Here is a 16,391-nt window from a genome sequence, read left to right as displayed (position 1 = left end):
CTCGCGGCGGCCGCGATCAGCCGCCGTGCTGGGCGACCAGGCTGCGATAGAGCTCGGCATATCTGCCGGCGCGGTGCCGCCACGAAACGTCTGTCAGCATGCCGTTGAGCTGCATGCGCGGCCAGTTCGAGGCATGGCTGCGCGAGGCGAAGAACGCCGCCGCAGCGCGCCGCACCGCCTGGTCGAGGTTTTCAGCCGTCACCGGGCTGAAGGTAAATCCGGTGGCATCCGGACCTGCCGCGCTCTCGTCGCGCACGGTGTCGGCGAGGCCACCGACCGCCGCGACGATCGGGATCGCGCCATAGCGGAGCGCACAGAGCTGGGTCAGGCCGCAGGGCTCGAAACGCGACGGCACCACCAGCGCATCGCAACCGGCCTGGATCAGATGCGCCAGCTTTTCGTCATAACCGGTGACGACGCCGATATGGCCGGGATCGCCGGCAGCGGCAGCGCGAAACGCATCGCGCAGGTCCGCATCGCCGTCGCCAAGCAGCGCCAGCTGCATGCCGCCGCTCGCGAATGTCGGCAGGCACGCCAGCAACAGATCGAGCCCCTTCTGCCAGGACAGCCGGCTGACCACACCGAGCAGGAAGGCATCCGGCGAGACCTCGAGCCCCATGCGCCTTTGCAGCGCCGCCTTGTTGGCGGCGCGCGCCTCGAGCCGCTCGACGCTGTAGTTCGCGGGAAGCGCGGGATCGGTCGCGGGATCCCATACTGCCGTGTCGATGCCATTGAGGATGCCGGACAGATCGCTCGCGCGCTGGCGCAGCAGACCAGCCAGACCCATGCCGTATTCGTCGCTCCGGATCTCGACGGCGTAGGTCGGCGACACCGTGGTGATGCGATCGGCGAACTGGAGGCCCGCCTTCAGGAAACTGATGTCGCCGTAATATTCGACCCCATAGATCGAGAACGATTCCGGCGGCAGCCCAAGGGGGCCCAGCAGGTCGCGGGGAAAGCGGCCCTGGAACGCCATGTTGTGCACGGTCATGACCGTGACCGGATGCGGCTGATGGCTGTAGAGCAGATAGGCCGGCATCAGCCCGGCCTGCCAGTCGTGGCCGTGGACCACATCCGGCACGAAGCCGGGCGCGGAGCCAAGCCCGATATAGGCCGCGGCGCGCGCCAGCGCGGCAAAGCGGAACGCATTGTCCGGCCAGTCCGTGCCGTCAGGTTGGACGTAAGGATTGCCCTCGCGCGCATAGAGGTGCGGCGCGTCGAGCACGAACAGGTCGAGTTCGCCATGCGAGCCGCCGAGCAGCCGCGCGTTGCCGCCGAAGAAATTCGGCAGCGAGCTGATCTCGCTGGTCTGCTCCAGCGCCTTCATCACCGCAGGATAGCCCGGCACCAGCGTGCGCATCTCGACGCCTTCGGTCCTGAGCGCAATCGGCAGCGCACCGGCCACATCGGCAAGCCCGCCGGTCTTCACGATCGGATAGATCTCCGACGCGACCGACAACACGCGCATGGGCGTCATCGATTGAGCCCGTCAATCATCGGCTGGGTGATGAGAGTGACGCCGTTCTCGGTTGTCCGGAAACGCTTGGCGTCGAATTCGGGGTCTTCGCCCACGACCAATCCTTCCGGAATCTGCACGCCGCGATCGACCACCACGTTCTGCAGCCGTGCATGGCGGCCGACATTGACGTAAGGCAGCAGCACCGAATTGTGCAGCCTGGAGTAGGAGTGCAGGTGCACGCCCGTGAACAACAGCGAGCGTTGCACGCAGGCGCCGGAGACGATGCAGCCGCCGGACACCAGCGAACAGGTCGCCTCACCGCGGCGGCCATCCTCGTCATGGACGAATTTCGCCGGCGGCGTGATCTCGGAATAGGTCCAGATCGGCCAGGTGCGGTCATAAAGGTCCAGTTCGGGCGTCACGTCGGTCAGGTCGAGATTGGCCGCCCAATAGGCGTCGACCGTGCCGACGTCGCGCCAGTAGCTGCGCGGATCGTGGTCGGTGCGCACGCAGGAGCGGTTGAACTGATGTGCGACCGCACGGCCGTTCTTGACAAGATAGGGAATGATGTCCCTGCCGAAATCATGGTTCGAGTTGGGATCGGCCGCATCGCGCTTGAGCTCGTCGAACAGGAACTTCGCGTCGAACACGTAGATACCCATGCTGGCGAGCGACATGTCGGGCTTACCCGGGATCGGCGGCGGATCTTTCGGCTTCTCGATGAAATCGCGGATGGTTTCATCCTCGTTCATGTGAATGATGCCGAAGCCCGAGGATTCCGCGCGCGGCGTCTCCAGGCAACCGACAGTGACATCGGCGCGCTGGTCGACATGCTGCTGCAGCATCAGTTCGTAATCCATCTTGTAGACGTGGTCGCCGGCGAGCACGACGATGTACTTGCTGTTGTAGGTCTCGAGAATGTCGATGTTCTGATAGACTGCGTCAGCCGTGCCGACGTACCACATGGTCTCGGACACACGTTGGCTTGCCGGGAGAATGTCGAAGCTTTCGTTGCGCTCGGGACGGAAGAAATTCCAGCCCATCTGCAGATGGCGGATCAGGCTGTGCGCCTTGTATTGGGTGGCGACCGCGATGCGGCGGATGCCGGAATTGACCGCGTTTGACAGCGCGAAATCGATGATGCGCGACTTGCCGCCGAAATGGACCGCGGGCTTGGCGCGGCGGTCGGTCAGCTCCAGGAGCCGGCTGCCGCGTCCCCCTGCCAGCACGAAGGCGAGCGCGTGGCGTGATAGCGGCTCAGTTCCGGCGGGTGCCATGGTTTCCTCCTTTTGCGTCGGCAGTGCGATCGGTCCGCCCGCATGCCGAACCGGCATGCAACCGGGCCGTTGCCCACCTTAATATGACTGAGGAACAGCCAACCAGTTCCGTTTGCGCTATGCAATGCCCGTTGCGCTGTGCAAGGCCGCGGTCAGCCGAGCCGATGCCAGGTCGCCACCATCTCAGGCCATCGTGGCGGGTCCGCCCCCGGCCGGGTGCAGGTCACTGCCGCGCAGGCGGCAGCAAAGGAGAGCGTCCGGCGGAGCTCCGCCGCACTGAGCGCGGCCAGATCATCCCGCCCGACTCGGCCCAATGCGCGCAGTGCAAACAACAGGCCGGCCTGGAAGCTGTCGCCGGCTCCGATCGTGTCAACGACCTCGATTGCGGGCGCCATGACCTCGACCGCACCGGCCTTGCGGTGCCAGGCCAAAGCCCCCTTCGGCCCGCAGGTCACGACGAAAAGATGACAGCCACCTCTCAGCAGGATCTCGGCGCGTGCGGCATAATCGTCGCCGCCATAGAGGTATTCGAAATCGACATCCGACATCTTGATCATGCCAGCCAGGTTGGCGAATTCGTCCATCCGCACCCGATAGGCCGCCTTGTCCGTGACCAGGTTCGGCCGGCAGTTCGGATCGAACGAGATCGTCGCATGATGACGGGCCGCGTCGATCAACGCACGCGTCTCGGCCGCGCCGTGGTCGTGGACCAGGGTGGTCGAGCCGACATGCAGCGCTTCCACCGTATCGAACGGGATGCTGCCCGGCCGATAGGTCCACTTCCGCGCCGCGGTCTCGGCGTCATAGAACGCATATTGCGCCTCGCCGGCGATGTGCTGCACGAAGGCGAGCGTGGCCTGGTCGGCGCTGCGGGTCGCATAACGCAGGTCGACCTGCGAACTCTGCGCGTGCTCGGCGATCATGCGGCCGAACATGTCGGTCGAGATGCCGCCGACAAAGCCGGTCGGCACCTCCAGCCGTGCCAGCCCGACCGCGACATTGAGACAGGAGCCACCGACGACCGGCCGCAGAGCGGCCCGTCCGTCCGCCGTAGCCGCCGGCACGAAATCGATCAGCGCATCGCCACAACTCAGGATCATGCGCGTCCCTCCGTTACGATGTCGCGCATCATCGCGCGACTGTCGCGATCGAGCCTGCGCATCAGCCCGTGCACCTCACGCTTCCTGCGATGAAAGGCGGCGAGCTTCGGGTTGGTCGGATCGCTCGAACGCCCGAGTGCCGACATCGCCGCCATCGTGTCGCCGATCGAGCGGAAGGTGCCGCTCGCGACCGCACCGAGCATGGACGCACCCAGCAGCACCGGCTCCTGGGTGCGCGGCAGCGCCACCACGAGCCCCGTGGTGTCGGCCATGATCTGTCGCACCAGCGGACTGCGCGACGCGCCGCCCGCCATCACCACGATGCGGCTTTTCACATCGTTCGCTGCGAACGCATCGATGACGTCGGCGAGACCATAGGCGAGGCCGCAAAGGGCGGCGACGAACAGCCGCTCCATCGCGCCGATGTCGGACGCGAGGTCGAGGCCGGCGATCACCGCGCGTGAATCCGGATCAGCGTAAGGTGAGCGATTGCCCAGAAACTCGGGAAGGACATGAATGTCGCGTGCAAGGAGTGCGGCCGCACCCGGAGCTTTCACGCGCGCGATGATCCGCCGCTCCAGATAGTCGATGACGTCGATGCCCTGAGCCCGCGCGGCGGCGCTGGCCTCCCCATAGCAGGGATGCGAACGGAGCAGATGATCGATCGCCGCACCCGCCGCCGATTGACCGCCCTCGTTGAGCCAGAAGCCCGGCACCATGCCCTGGTAATAAGGCCCCCACACACCTGGCACGAAGCACGGCTCGACCGTGGTTGCCATGATGCAGGCCGACGTCCCCATGATGTAAGCGAGCCGTTCGCAGACATTGACCTCGGCACCATCGGCCTCGCGGCCGCCGATCGCGCCGACGCCGCCGGCATGGGCGTCGATCAGCGAAGCTCCGACCGGCGTGCCGGGAGTGAGGCCGAGATCCTGCGCCGCGGCGCGCGAAAGCCCCGCGCCAAGCGGCGTGCCTGGCGCCACGATGTCGGTGCCGATCCGCGCATAGTTCTCCTCGACGAAGTCTTGCAACCCGATCCGCCGGAAATAGTCGGCGCTCCAGCGCCCGTCATGCGCGAGGTAGTTCCACTTGCAGGTGACAGTACACATGGAGCGCGCCGGCGAACCGGTCGCGCGAAAGGTGAGATAATCGGCGAGATCGAAGAAATGACCGGCTTCATCGAAGCTCTGGCGCAGATGCCGTTTCAGCCACAGCAGCTTCGGCATCTCCATTTCCGGCGAGATCACCCCTCCGACGTAGCGCAGCACCTCGTGCCCAGCGGTGTTGATGTCGCGCGCTTCCGGGACGGCGCGGTGATCCATCCAGACGATCACGTTGCGCGCGTGATCGCCCGATGTGCTGACGGTGAGCGGCCCGCCCTGCTTGTTCAGCACCACCAGCGAGCAGGTCGCATCGAAGCCAAGGCCTTTGACCGCATCAGGGGTGACGCCGGCCTCCGCCAGCGCCGCCCGCACCGCGATGCAGCAAGCGCTCCAGATGTCGTCGGACGACTGCTCGACGATGTCGCCGGCCTCCTGCCACAGTCTGATCGGGTGCCGCGCCGCTGCGAGCAGGTGGCCGGCCTCGTCGAATATCCCTGCGCGTGTGCTCGACGTTCCGACATCGACGCCGATAAAGGCCTGCCGCATGTTTCACTCCCGCCAATGATTTGACGCGAGCTTACCAGCAAGTGTAGCCGCCATCGACCACGACGACGCTGCCGGTCATCAGGCTGGCCGCCTCGGAGGCGAGGAACAAAACGACCGACGCGATCTCGTCGACCCGCCCCATCCGCGCCATCGGCGTGCCGCCAATCCAGGCATCATACATGCGCGGATTGTTCTTCACGAAGGCGTTCAGCGGCGTCTCGATATAGGTCGGCGCGACCGCATTGACGCGTACGCCGCGCGCACCCCATTCGGCTGCCAGCGACTTGGTCAGATGGTGCACTGCAGCCTTGGAGGCGTTGTAGAAGCACTGCTCCTGCGGCTTGTTGACGATGAAGCCGGACATCGAGCCGATATTGACGATGTTGCCGGATTTCGCCGCCAACATGTGCTTGCCGAACGCGCGGCAGCACCAGAAGGTGCCGTTCAGGTTCACGTCCAGCACGTTGAGCCAATGCTCATCGGTGACGGTCTCCGCCGGCGTCTCGCTCCGGGCGATGCCGGCATTGTTGACGAGAACGTCGACCTTGCCGAACCGCGCCGCCAGTTCATCGGCAACCTCGGTGACGCGCGCCGAGTCGGTCACGTCCATGATCACGGTTTCGGTGTCAAAGCCCTTGCCCTTCATCTCGGCCTGCGCCGCAATGGCAACCTTGGGATCGCGGTCGGCGATGACGACCTTGGCGCCGGCTTCCGCCAGCGCCTCGACACAGGCGAGCCCGATGCCCTGCCCGCCTCCGGTCACCAGCGCGATCTGTCCGTTGAGCCTGAATTTTTCCAGATACATGGTCGTCGTCCGTCTTTCTCATTGACGCCCAAAGGGGACGTCACCTCTCACGCAACAATCGCGTTGCCGTTGTCGTCGAAGCGGTAGATCCGATTGGGGTCGGGCTGCAGCGCGATCTGGTCGCCGGGCTTGAGGCTCTTCTCGCCGACGCAGCGCACGGTCAAGGTGCCGAGCGCTCCGGCGTCGACATAAAGAAAAGTGTCGCTGCCGAGATGCTCGGCCACCAAGACCTTGCCCGGCCAGCCCTGCCCGTCGCTAACGATGTTGAAATGCTCCGGCCGCACGCCGATGGTGGCGGCACCGCGCATAGCGGCTTCCGCGCCGGTGATGAAATTCATCTTCGGGGAGCCGATGAAGCCGGCGACGAACAGGTTGGCCGGCTTCTGGTACAGCTCGATCGGCGAGCCATATTGCTCGATCTTGCCGGCGTTCAGCACCACGATCTTGTCGGCCATGGTCATGGCCTCGACCTGGTCGTGAGTGACATAGATCGCCGTGGTGCCGAGTTGCTTCTGCAGCCGCGTCACTTCGAGCCGCATCTGCACCCGCAACGCGGCATCGAGATTCGACAGCGGCTCGTCGAACAGGAACGCCTTCGGCTCGCGCACGATGGCGCGGCCGATCGCGACGCGCTGACGCTGACCGCCGGAAAGCTCGCGCGGCTTGCGGTCGAGATACGGCGTCAGGTTCAAGGTGGCGGCGGCCGCCTCCACCTTGCGGTTGATCTCGTCCTTCGGCAGGCCCGCCATCTTGAGGCCGAAGGCGATGTTGCCGCGCACGCTCATATGCGGATAGAGCGCGTAGGACTGGAACACCATCGAGAGCCCGCGCTTGGCCGGCGGCACATTCACGACGTTCTTGCCGTCGATCAGGATCTTGCCGTCCGAAACGTCTTCGAGGCCGGCAATCAGCCTGAGCAGCGTGGTCTTGCCGCAGCCGGACGGCCCGACGAACACGACGAACGAGCCGTCGGCGACGTCGAGATCGGCGCCCTTGATGATGTGGACCGGCCCGAACGACTTCTGGACTCCTTCCAACGTGATCCGTCCCATGATCCGGCCTTTCGTTATTTCACTGCGCCGAACGTCAGCCCGCGCACGAGCTGCTTCTGGCTGAACCAGCCGATGATGAGGATCGGCGCAATCGCGAGCGTGGACGCCGCCGACAGCCGCGCCCAGAACAGGCCTTCCGGACTTGAATAGGAGGCGATGAAGGTGGTCAGCGGCGCCGCCTCCGAGGTGGACAGGTTCAAGGTCCAGAATGCCTCGTTCCAGGCGAGAATCAGGTTGAGCAGGAGGGTCGAGGCCAGCCCCGGGATCGCCATCGGCGTCAACACATAGATCAGCTCGCGGCCGATCGTGGCGCCGTCCATCCGCGCCGCTTCCAGGATGTCCTTCGGGATTTCCTTGAAATAGGTGAACAGCATCCAGATCACGATCGGCAGATTGCCAAGGCAGAGGATGAAGACGAGGCCGGCACGGGTGTCGAGCAGCCCGGCATTCTTGTAGATCAGATAGATCGGCACCAGCACGCCGACGGGCGGCATCATCTTGGTCGAGAGCATCCAGAGCAGGATGTCCTTGGTGCGTTTGGTCGGCGAGAAGGCCATCGACCACGCCGCGGGAATCGCGATCAACAGCGCGATGAGCGTCGAGCCGCCGGCGATGATGATCGAATTGAGCGCGTGGTGCAGATAGTCACTGCGCTCCTGCACAGTGGCATAGTTCTCGGTGGTCCAGTGGAAGAACAGGAAGGACGGCGGGGTCGCGAAGGCTTCGAGCTCGGTCTTGGAGCTCGCCAGCACCATCCACAGGATCGGGAAGAAGATCAGGAAGCCGACCAGCCAGGCAGCAATGGTCGAGATCGCAACGTGTCGTCCGGTGACCTTGCGCGCCATTTATCAAGCCTCCAGATTGCGGCCGACGATCCGCACCAGGAAGAAGGCGACGATGTTGGCAATGACGACCGCGACGAGGCCGCCGGCCGACGCGCTGCCGACGTCGAACTGGATCAGCGCCTGCGAATAGACCAGGAAGGCGATATTGGTGGTCTGCAGGCCCGGCCCGCCACCCGTCGTGACGAAGATCTCGGCGAAGACCGTAAGCAGGAAGATGGTCTCGATCAGGATCACCACCGTGATCGGACGCGCCAGATGCGGCAGCGTCAGATAGATGAAGCGCGACGACGCGCTGGCGCCGTCCATCTCCGCCGCCTCCTTCTGCTCCTCGTCGAGCGACTGCAGCGCGGTGAGCAGGATCAGCGTGGCAAAGGGCAGCCACTGCCAAGCGACGATGAAGATGATGGCGAGAAGCGGCGCGTCGGTGAACCAGTCGATCGGCGTCAACCCCAGCGAGGTCGCGATCCAGGCGAACAGGCCGGACACCGGGTGCATCAACAGGTTCTTCCAGACCAGCGCGCTGACCGTGGGCATCACGAAGAACGGTGCGATCACCATCAGCCGCACGAAATTGCGGCCGATCACGGGCTGATCGAGCAGGATCGCCAGCGGGATGCCGAGTCCGATCGTCAGCGCCAGCACCGAGCCGACCAGCACCAGCGTGTTCTGCAGCGAGGCAAGGAAGGCGGGATCGGTGAGGAAGTAGGTGTAATTCTCCAGCCCGACGAAGCTTTCCGAGCCGGGATCGAGCAGGCTGTAATGCAAGGTCGAGAAGTAGATCGTCAGAGCCAGCGGCACGATCATCCAGATGAACAGCAGCAGCACCGCCGGAGACATCAGCGCCCGCGCCAGCAATTGCGTCTGTCTGGTGGCCATATCGTCGTTCCTTACGCGCGATGAGAGGTCGTCATTGCGAGCGGAGCGAAGCAATCCAGTATCGTCGAACGGAAAGATCCTGGATTGCTTCGTCGCCTTCGGCTCCTCGCAATGACGAACCGATGGCTTGCGTCGGTTGGGCAAAGGCGCGGTGCGCCGTGCCCACGTCAGTTCGAGTTGATCATCTCTCGATGGGCACGCTTCGCTTTGCCCACCCTACGCCCTGCACAACAGCCTACGGAGAAGAGAGAGAGAAAAAGGCGGCCATCCCAAGCTGTACAAGGGATGGCCGCAAGGATCAGCTCGGGAGGAATTTTGACGAGCTGACACAAATCGCGGCCTATTTGATGTAGCCGGCCCGCTTCATTTCCCGTTCGGTCGCCGACTGCGCCGCGGCGAGCGCTGCATCGACCGTGGTCGAGCCGGCGAGCGCCGCCGAGAACTGCTGGCCGACCGCCGTACCGATACCCTGGAATTCCGGAATCGCCGCATATTGCACGCCGACGTAAGGCACCGGCTTCACCGTTGGATGGTTCGGATCGGCGGCATTGATCGAGGCCAGCGTCGGCTTCGCAAACGGAGCGACCTTCAGATAATCCGGGTTCTGATAGAGCGAGGTGCGGGTGCCCGGCGGCACGTTGGCCCAGCCCTCCTTGGCGGCGACCAGCTTGAGATAGTCCTTGCCGGTGGCCCAGGCGATGAACTTCTCGGCCGCATCGACCTTCTTCGAGCCGGCGGGGATTGCGAGGCTCCAAGCCCAGAGCCAGTTCGCGCTCTTGCCGAGCCCGGTATTCGGGGCCATCGCGAAGCCGACCTTGTCGGCGACCTTGGAGTCCTTCGGGTTGGTGACGAAGGATGCAGCGACGGTGGCATCGATCCACATCGCGCATTTGCCGGCGTCGAACAGCGCCAGATTTTCATTGAAGCCGTTCGAGCTCGCGCCGGGAGGGCCAGCCTCCTTCATCAGCTCGACGTAAGTTGTCAGCGTCTTCTTCCATTCCGGCGTGTTGAACTGCGGCTGCCATTTTTCGTCGAACCAGCGCGCGCCGAACGAATTCGACATCGCGGTCAGGAAGGCCATGTTCTCGCCCCAGCCAGCCTTGCCGCGCAGGCAGATGCCGAACACGCCGGCCTGCTTGTCGGTCAGCTTCTTGGCGGCATCGACCACGAAGTCCCAGGTCGGGCTCTCCGGCATCTTCAGCCCGGCCTTGTCGAACAGGTCGGTGCGATACATCGTCATCGAGCTCTCGCCGTAGAACGGCGCGGCATAGAGCTTGCCGTCGACGGAGACCGCATCCTTGATCTTCGGCAGCAGATCGCCGGCGTCGTAGTCGGGACCGAGCTTGTCGAGCGGCACCAGCCAGCTCTTCTTGGCCCAGATCGGCACCTCGTAGGTGCCGATGGTGAGGATGTCGAACTGGCCGCCCTTGGTGGCGATGTCGGTGGTGACGCGCTGGCGCAGCACGTTCTCCTCCAACGTCACCCATTTGACCGAGATATCGGGGTTGGCCTTGGTGAATTCGCCGGTCAGACCCTGCATGCGGATCATGTCGCCGTTATTGACCGTGGCGATGGTCAGGGTGGTCTCGGCCTTCGCCGGCATTGCCAGGAGCAACGCCGCGGCGCCGAACAGGCCGCCCAGAAGTCGTGTCGCAGTGAAGCCGGTCCTCAAACTGTAACTGTGCCTTACAGCAGCGTGCCTTGCAGCATCGTTCCTCACAGCATCCTCCCTTACCCGCGCATTCTGAATATATGCTCACGCGTTGAGCTGATGTTCACTACAGCAGTCAAGTTTTGTCAAGGACAGCCCGGCGCCTTGTAGTTACGCAATGCGGAAGATTGCTGCTGTGCGGGTGCGGGCAGGTCAAAGACGAGTGCGATGCGTTCCCTCACCTGGCGGAGTGAGGTTGCAGCCAGTCCGCAACCGGCCGCGGCGGTCTCAGTCGCAGCACGTCACGCAAGAATGGCGCGCGCGGTCGCCTCGTCGGTGATCAGGCCGTTGATCAGGCGCCCGGCAAGCGCGGCGCGGATCGCCGGAATTTTTGCCGGCCCAAGCGCCGCGGCGATGGTCATCGCTTTCGCCGGCACGTCCGGCGGAATGCTGGTCAGGCGGCGGTTGGTGCCGCCCTGGATCAGCCGGCCCTTGGCATCATAGGCCCAGCCGGTGATCTCGCCGACCGCGCCCAGCCGCATCATCTCGGTGAGCTCGTCACGGGTGACGAAGCCATCGACATACATCTGCGCCTTCTGGTCCATCTGGCCGATGCCGATCAGCTTCAGGTCGGCCTTGTCGGCCACCGCCTTGACCTTGGTGATCGCATCGAGCCGGACCATGCGGTCGCGCTCGTCTTCGGAAGCCATCAGGAACGGCAGCGGCATCGGGTAATGCCGCGCGCCGGTGCGGTCCGCGAGCCGGCCGACGGTATCGAAGAAGCTTGCCGAGCCGTCGGCCAGGATGTTGCCGACCAGCGAGACGATCTGATGCTCGGGCCGATCGATCGGGGAAACGCGCTCGACCGCGGCGCGCACCGCGCGCCCGGTGCCGAGCGCGATGATGACCGGCGTCTCCGCGCGCAGGGTCAATTCCAAAAGGTTGGCGCAGCGCTCAGCGATGCCGGCCGCCGCTGCCGGCGCGGCCGGATCGGTGGGCACCACCTCGCAATGCACGAGATCGAACCGGCTCTTGAGCTGCGCCGCCAGCTCCATGCAGGATGCGATGGGATGTTCGAGCCGGAAGGTGATGAGACGCTCGGCGAGGCAGAGCGAGACCAGCCGCTGCGCCGAGGCGCGCGACACCTGCAGCATCTTGGCGATCTCGTCCTGGGTATGACCGGCGATGAAATAGAGCCAGCCGGCGCGCGCGGCGTCGTCGAGACGGGACTTGTCGCTGTCGTTGGCGGCCATGGCGCCGTTAAAAATCCCTCTCTGGGGCGGGCATCGGCGCACCAGAACATATGATCTTCATATGGGCAATAGCTCGCGCCGCGAGGCAACCGCGTTGTCCCGTCCGATCGGCCGCTCCGCGTCCTCCGCCATGCACGGCAGCGGCTATTTGCGATTGCGTTGCAAGAGCGTTCGTGACCGCCACGTCACATTGGTTTCATCAAACCGACTCGCAACTGACAACGCACGGAAATGTGGGGACACGATAAGGGCGGCGAGGACCTTCGCGACGTTTCGTCGCGCCTCAGCTTTCCCAATTGGAGACGATTCATGAAAGTGCCCACAGGGCGGTTCAAGGCGCTCTGCCTCGCCACATCCGTGCTCTTCACCGCCACGAGCGTCATGCCGGCCTTTGCCGGCGCGTCGACCACCACGCCGATCGAGCATGTCATCATCATCGTCGGCGAGAACCACACGTTCGACAACCTGTTCGGCACCTACAAGCCGAAGGCCGGCCAGACCATCGACAACCTCCTGAGCAAGGGGATCGTCAACGAGGACGGCACGCCGGGGCCGCACTTCAAGAAGGCCGAGCAGCGCATCGGCCGCGACGAGGTCCGCTACAACGCCGAGACCGCCTCGACCGCCGCCTACACGACGCTGCCGCAGCCCTACACGACCTACGGCATCGGCCTGCCGCAGAACGTGCCGGACACCCGCTTCCCGGCCAACCTGCCCAACGGCCCGTACCAGATCTCCAAATACGTGCCTTACGCCGCCTATTCCGGCGACCCCGTGCACCGCTTCTTCCAGATGTGGCAGGACATCGACGGCGGCAAGCACGACAAGTTCGTGTGGGTCGAACAGACCATCGGCACCGGCTCGAACGGCGCGCCCTATCCGGCCGGCGGCTTCAACCCGAAAGAAGGCGCGATCTCGATGGGATTCTACAACATGAATCCCTACACGGACGCGTCCGGCAAGGCGCAGAGCGGCGATGCGCCGTTCTTCAAGCAGCTCGCCGACACCTATGCGATGAGCGACAATTATCACCAGGCGATCATGGGCGGCACGGGCGCCAACTTCCAGGCGCTGGTGAACGGTCACGCCGCCTTCTTCACCAATCCGGACAAGCTCGACGGCTCGGCCGCGGTGCCTTACGCCAACCAGATCGAGAATCCCGATCCGGTTTCCGGCACCAACAACTACTACACGCAGGACGGCTATAGCGGCGGCTCCTACGTCAACTGCTCGGATCCGAGCGCGCCGGGCGTCTCGTCCGTCAACGAGCAGCTCTACAAGCACGGCGTCGCCGACGGCAAGTGCGCGTCGAATACCTATTACCTCGTCAATAACTACAACATGTACTGGAACCAGACCTCCAGCGCGACGCGCAAGCTGGGCTCGGACCAGTTCACGCTGCCGCCGCAGTCGGCGCCGACCATCGCCGACGTGATGACCAAGCACGGCATCTCCTGGAAGTATTACAGCGCCGACCGCGGCAACGATCCGACCACCTTCGCGAGCTCGGTCGACGGCGTGTCGCTGCTGTTCCACTCCTATTGCGGCATCTGCGATCCGCTGACGGGTTATCTCAGCATCATGAAGAACCCGACTGAGGAAGCCAAGCTGCAGAACTACGGCGCCTTCCTCAACGACGTCCAGAACAACACGCTGCCGGCGGTGTCGTTCGTGCGTCCGTTCGAGGCGCTGGCCGGGCATCCGGCCGACTCCACGACCGACCTCTATGAGAAGTTCCTCGGGGAGCTGATCAATCGCGTCAAGGCCAATCCGCAGCTGTGGGCCAAGACCGCGATCATCATCACCACCGACGAAGGCGGCGGCTACTACGACTCCGGCTATGTGCAGCCGGTCGACTTCTTCGGCGACGGCACTCGCATCCCCTTCATCGTGGTGTCGCCCTATGCCAAGCAGGGTTATGTCGATCACACCTATTATGATCACGTCTCGGTGCTGAAATTCATCGAGCGCAACTGGCGCCTGCCGAAGATCTCCTCGCTCAGCCGCGACCACCTGCCGAACCCGATCCACGACCGGTCCGAGCACCGCTACAAGCCGCTCAACCGTCCGGCGATCGGCGACCTGATGAACCTCTTCACCTTCGGCGATCGCGACGACGACGGCGATCATGACGGTGACGATCATCACGGCTGGAACGAGCACGGCGTCTTCGGCGGCCACCAGGCCTGGAACTGGGGCTGGCGCGACTGATCGCGAAAGCAGCCGTCAACAACAAAGAGCCCGCAGCGGTCACCCGCTGCGGGCTTTCTCATTGCGGTCGATGTTGATCGGTCGGGCGCCTAGCGCTCGAAATCAGCATCGCGTTGATCGCCGCCGCCATTCATGTCGAAGGCGAAGCCGCCGCCCGCCGCGACCTTCGCCGCGCGCATCGGCTTTGCCGGTGGGATCGGCTTGCGCGCGCCGCGGCCGGCGGCCGGGCTTGAACCCATCGCGGACGCCTTGGCGCGGAGCTGCTCGACGGCGTGATCGACCGGCGCGTAGGCGCGGTCGTGGCCCTGCTCGATACGGAAGTAGGAGATCGTCGCCTGCAGCTGCTCGGCCTGCGAGGCCAGCTCTTCCGAGGTGGACGACACCTGCTCGGAGGCGCTGGCATTCTGCTGGCCGACCTTGTCGAGTTGCTGGATCGCCTGGTTGATCTGCGCCGAGCCGACATCCTGCTCGCGGCAGGCGGCGGTGATCTCCTCGACCAATTCGGCCGTCTTCTTGATGTCGGGCACCAGCTTGGCCAGCATGGAGCCGGCCTCCTGCGCCACCTTCACGGTGTCGGTCGAGAGCGTGCCGATCTCCGCCGCGGCCGCCTGGCTGCGCTCGGCGAGCTTGCGCACTTCGGAGGCGACCACCGCAAAGCCCTTGCCGTGCTCGCCGGCACGGGCCGCTTCCACTGCCGCGTTCAGCGCCAAGAGGTCAGTCTGCCGCGCGATCTCCTGCACGATGGTGATCTTCTCGGCGATGGTCTGCATCGCCTGCACCGCGCGGCCGACGGCGGCGCCGCTCGCCTCCGCGTCCTTGGCGGATTGCGCCGCGATCTTCTCGGTCTGGCTGGCGTTCTCGGCGTTCTGCTTCACATTCGCCGCCATCTCCTCCATCGAGGACGAAGCCTCTTCGGCGGAGGACGCCTGCTCGGTCGCGCCCTGCGAGAGCTGCTCGGCGGAGGCCGAAAGCTCCTGGCTGCCGGCGGAGACGTTCTGCGCCGCGGTCAGCGCTTCGGACACCACCTGGCGGAGCTTTTCGACCATGCGCTCCAGCGCGATGCCGAGCTTATCCTTGTCGGTGATGCGTTTCGCCTCGACCGTGAGATTGCCCTGCGCGATCTCGTTGGCGACCGCAGCGGTGGCGTTCAGGCTCGCCAGCATCTTCTGCAGCGCAAGGCCCAGCGTGTCCTTGTCGGAGAGCGGCCTGGCCACGACATCCAGATTGCCCTGCGCGACCTCGCCGGCCACGGCGGCGGTCGCGTTGAGGTTGGCAGTCATCGCGGTCAACGCCTTGATCAGGTCGCCGACCTCGTCGTCGCTGGAGGCCTCGATGGTCTGGCCGAGGTCGCCGATTGCGACCGCATTGGCAAGGTTCACGGCGCGACCGAGGCCGCGGCTGATGTTGAGCGCGATCAGCACGGCGGCGGCGATCGCGACCAGCAGGGAGACGAGGACCAGGCTGACGACGATCATCTCCGCGCGGGCGCCTTCCTGTTTCGCCTCGTCCGAGCGGTCCGCCATCAGCTTGCGCAGGAAGGCGACATATTCATCGAGAATGGCGCCTGCTTCGCCGACCGATTTGCGAACCTCGGTGGTCGACACCTCGACGCCCTTGGCGCGATCGGTCTTGGCTATCTTCAGCGCCTGGTCCTGCGCATTGTTCATCTGGGCATAGGCGGCAACGAAGCGGTCGAGCAGCTTCTTGCCGGTCTCGGTGGCGGTGGCGTAGACGTCGTCCTTGGTCTTCAGCAACTTCACACGCAGATCGCGCACATCGTTGGTGTAGCGCTCCACGTCGGCCTCGGCAGAGGCGAGATGCGCGTTCTTCTCGGCACGGATCTGCAGCAGCATCAGCTCCTTGAGCTGGGCGGCCTTGTCCTGGCGGCCGGCCGCGCCGGTCAGAACCTCCGTCGTCGTCGCCAGATCGTTGAGCTTCAGGTAGGCGACCGTACCTGCAATGGCGGACAGCAGGATCACGAGGCCAAAAGCCGCGGCCAACTTCGTCTTGACAGTCAGTCTCATCTCCGGTCCCCAATCAGATGCTTTGCGACGCGCGGGCCGTGCAGATTGCAAGGTCTCATCCGGCGCGCGCACCGCGCTCCGATCTGCCGGATCGAAGCAGCATGACTTCCCCTGCCGGCAGTATCGGCGCAGAGAGTAAGCCAAACCTTAAGGTAGCGCGGTAAAGCTTCCCGCAAGTGGCGCCCCGCG

12 protein-coding genes are annotated in these 16,391 nt (G+C 64.7%); 1 reads left to right on the top strand and 11 read right to left on the bottom strand.

Translation table 11 applies throughout. From position 1 onward, the window contains the following. Positions 1 to 16: 16 nt before the first annotated feature. The 10 genes from glgA to QX034_RS15400 all read right to left on the bottom strand — a co-directional run bounded on the left by glgA (position 17) and on the right by QX034_RS15400 (position 11,967). A complete protein-coding gene (glgA, locus tag QX034_RS15445; RefSeq protein ID WP_315806195.1) occupies positions 17 to 1,477 on the bottom strand; it encodes a glycogen synthase GlgA in 1,461 nt (486 codons plus the stop codon). After that, a complete protein-coding gene (gene glgC / locus QX034_RS15440; RefSeq protein WP_315742448.1) occupies positions 1,474 to 2,736 on the bottom strand; it encodes a glucose-1-phosphate adenylyltransferase in 1,263 nt (420 codons plus the stop codon). Before glgC ends, glgA begins: the two co-directional genes overlap by 4 nt. A 152-nt stretch (positions 2,737 to 2,888) precedes the next feature. After that, positions 2,889 to 3,836: a carbohydrate kinase gene (locus QX034_RS15435; protein WP_315701722.1), complete on the bottom strand. Its 948-nt coding sequence runs from the start codon at positions 3,834 to 3,836 to the stop codon at positions 2,889 to 2,891. Next, a complete protein-coding gene (locus QX034_RS15430; protein ID WP_315701723.1) occupies positions 3,833 to 5,485 on the bottom strand; it encodes an FGGY-family carbohydrate kinase in 1,653 nt (550 codons plus the stop codon). The genes QX034_RS15435 and QX034_RS15430 overlap by 4 nt, the downstream gene beginning before the upstream one ends. A gap of 31 nt (positions 5,486 to 5,516) precedes the next feature. After that, the gene (locus QX034_RS15425; protein WP_315742445.1) at positions 5,517 to 6,290 is read right to left on the bottom strand and encodes an SDR family NAD(P)-dependent oxidoreductase; all 774 of its coding nucleotides are present in this window, start codon (positions 6,288 to 6,290) and stop codon (positions 5,517 to 5,519) included. Positions 6,291 to 6,337: 47 nt separating this feature from the next. Continuing rightward, entirely contained in the window at positions 6,338 to 7,342 is a 1,005-nt protein-coding gene (locus QX034_RS15420; RefSeq protein ID WP_315701725.1) for an ABC transporter ATP-binding protein, read from the bottom strand. A 14-nt stretch (positions 7,343 to 7,356) separates the two neighbouring features. Next, positions 7,357 to 8,187, bottom strand: coding sequence for a carbohydrate ABC transporter permease (locus QX034_RS15415; protein WP_316195555.1), 831 nt, complete (start codon positions 8,185 to 8,187; stop codon positions 7,357 to 7,359). A 3-nt stretch (positions 8,188 to 8,190) separates the two neighbouring features. Then, positions 8,191 to 9,063: a sugar ABC transporter permease gene (locus QX034_RS15410; protein WP_315701727.1), complete on the bottom strand. Its 873-nt coding sequence runs from the start codon at positions 9,061 to 9,063 to the stop codon at positions 8,191 to 8,193. A 340-nt stretch (positions 9,064 to 9,403) separates the two neighbouring features. Continuing rightward, positions 9,404 to 10,735 carry a sugar ABC transporter substrate-binding protein gene (locus QX034_RS15405; RefSeq protein ID WP_315701728.1) on the bottom strand — a complete coding sequence of 444 codons (1,332 nt, stop codon included), beginning with the start codon at positions 10,733 to 10,735 and terminating at the stop codon, positions 9,404 to 9,406. A 281-nt stretch (positions 10,736 to 11,016) separates the two neighbouring features. Continuing rightward, positions 11,017 to 11,967: a sugar-binding transcriptional regulator gene (locus tag QX034_RS15400; protein WP_315701729.1), complete on the bottom strand. Its 951-nt coding sequence runs from the start codon at positions 11,965 to 11,967 to the stop codon at positions 11,017 to 11,019. A 309-nt stretch (positions 11,968 to 12,276) separates the two neighbouring features. Here QX034_RS15400 and QX034_RS15395 point away from each other — a divergent pair, with 309 nt between their 5' ends. Continuing rightward, positions 12,277 to 14,178 carry an alkaline phosphatase family protein gene (locus tag QX034_RS15395; protein WP_316195554.1) on the top strand — a complete coding sequence of 634 codons (1,902 nt, stop codon included), beginning with the start codon at positions 12,277 to 12,279 and terminating at the stop codon, positions 14,176 to 14,178. Between the two features lie 89 nt (positions 14,179 to 14,267). Here the strand turns inward: QX034_RS15395 and QX034_RS15390 are convergent, their stop codons facing one another. Further along, on the bottom strand, positions 14,268 to 16,202 hold the full coding sequence (locus tag QX034_RS15390; protein ID WP_315764052.1) for a methyl-accepting chemotaxis protein: 1,935 nt from the start codon (positions 16,200 to 16,202) through the stop codon (positions 14,268 to 14,270). Between the last annotated feature and the right edge of the window lie 189 nt (positions 16,203 to 16,391).

Source organism: Bradyrhizobium sp. SZCCHNR3119 (genome assembly GCF_032487775.1).
Classification (GTDB): domain Bacteria; phylum Pseudomonadota; class Alphaproteobacteria; order Rhizobiales; family Xanthobacteraceae; genus Bradyrhizobium.
Note: the sequence above shows the minus strand (reverse complement) of the source record. Positions and strands in the feature narration are given on the sequence as shown.